Here is a 2,026-nt window from a genome sequence, read left to right as displayed (position 1 = left end):
TTATATTGGTATGAGTGAATTAAGAAATAAGTGAGGTTTAGGAAATAGAATGAATTTATCTTATAGTAATAAGAGAATTACCTGAATAAATGATAGTGAGAACAATTAAAGAAAGCATCTAGTGGGGTGCTTTTTTCTTTTGAAACAGAGAATCTCATGGGTCGGTTACATGTAATTTCGTGCTGTGCTTCTAGGTCATTGGAAAATCCAACAATAAAAAAAGAGGGGGAAGGCGTTTTTTATTGAAGTTTGTTAATGATAGATTTTTAACTTGAGAGGGGGATCGTAAAATAGATTATTAATCTCTTTGGTAATTTTTATTTTCCTTATAGTTGGCATATTGTATTAGAAATTTTAAATTTTGAAGGGAGAATCAATAGGTATGGGTAAGAAAAGAAGAATAAGTAATAAGTTATTACTTATCAGTGCAATTTTTACAATAGCAATTCCCTCAGTCTCATATGCGGAGGAAGTAATTTCACCTGAAAATTTTAAGAGTTCTTCAAATTTGTATAAGGCACGGAATACGGAAATTTTGAAAACAAATTTATATCCTAATACATATAATAATCCATTTAACTACCAATTTATTTCAAAATTAAAGGAAGTAAACACAAATATAAAAAAAATAGACAATAGTGATGATGAAAATCCTGTTATATCTACTACTCTTTCATTTATTCGCCATATGAATAGTGAAGATTATAAATCTGCATTTGATTTAACCTCAAGGTCATTACAGAAAATAATATCCGAAGAATGGTTGAAGAGCTATTGGGAGGGACTGCCAGTTCAATTACAAGCAGGTTCTTTTATAGAAATTGGAGAGGTTACACAAAAAGAGACAAATCCTGTTCATACAAATGTGGAGATTCAATTAGTTTTTGAAAAAATGACTGTACCTTTACTAATTAAACTAGATCCATCTGGAAAAATAGACGATTTTCAACTAAGCATGTCGTTTAGTCCTGTTGCTGAGCGTCCATCATATAGTAAGCCTGAATCATTTGTTGATAAAGAAGTAGTAGTTGGAAGTGGTGCATTTCCATTACCAGGAACATTGTCGGTTCCAAAAGGAAATGGTCCTTTTCCAGCGGTTATTCTTGTTCAAGGATCAGGAGCAACTGATCAGGATGAAACAGCGTTTGCTTTAAAACCATTTCGCGATTTAGCTGAAGGTCTTGCATCGAAGGGAATTGCTGTCCTTCGCTATAATAAACGAACGTATGAACATGGGCTGAAAACACAATTCAGTCCCTTCTATACAGTTGATAAAGAGACAACAGATGATGCTCTTCTTGTAACTCAATTTCTTAAAAATGAGCCTCTAATAAATAAGAATCAAATATATATTCTTGGTCATAGTCAAGGTGGAATGATGCTTCCGAAAATGATTGAAAAAGACCAAAATCAAAATATTGCTGGGGCAATTGTAATGGGTGGACCAGCTCGTACGATTCAAGACGTTGTTTTAGATCAATTTGAGTATCTTTTTTCTATTGGAGCAATGAACCAGGAGCAATATAAATTCTACAAATCGCAATTTGAATTATTAAATGATCCAAATTTCTCTGGTCAGAATCCTCCAAAAGATTTTTACTTAGGATCAGCAGTATTTTGGGATTCTATTCGGAAAATTAAAGCAGCAGAAATATCAAAAGAACAAAAGACACCACTTCTTATTATTCAAGGAGAAAGAGACTATCAAGTTCAATCAAAAATCGAAATTCCTCTTTGGAAAGAACAATTAAAAGAACGAAATAACGTTGATTATCGACTATATCCAAAGTTAAATCATTTCTTTACAGAGGGCGATGGGGAAATAAGTAAACCGGATGAATATTATAGTCCTGCTAATATTCCTGAGTATGTTATAAATGATATTGCTGCTTGGGTGCAAGGCAGATCGCAATTAAATTAGCAACCATATGTTTTAATAAAGACTTTCTTGCTGTAATCAAAATAGAAATATTTTTATTAGGTTATATGTTTTTTTTTAGCACTCTTTGAAAAGGAGTGCTTTTTT

1 protein-coding gene is annotated in these 2,026 nt (G+C 32.2%); it reads left to right on the top strand.

Annotated features, from left to right (window positions below; all coding sequences use genetic code 11):
* Positions 1–382 precede the first annotated feature (382 nt).
* Positions 383–1,921 (top strand): alpha/beta hydrolase, encoded by a 1,539-nt coding sequence (locus tag ACQGSG_RS28655; protein WP_141403618.1) that lies wholly within the window; start codon positions 383–385, stop codon positions 1,919–1,921.
* Positions 1,922–2,026 lie beyond the last annotated feature (105 nt).

This window comes from Bacillus sp. GMa5/1 (genome assembly GCF_050172015.1).
Taxonomy (GTDB): Bacteria; Bacillota; Bacilli; order Bacillales; family Bacillaceae_G; genus Bacillus_A; species Bacillus_A cereus.
The sequence above is the reverse complement of the archived record's forward strand: the minus strand, read 5'-3'. Positions and strand labels throughout refer to the sequence as shown.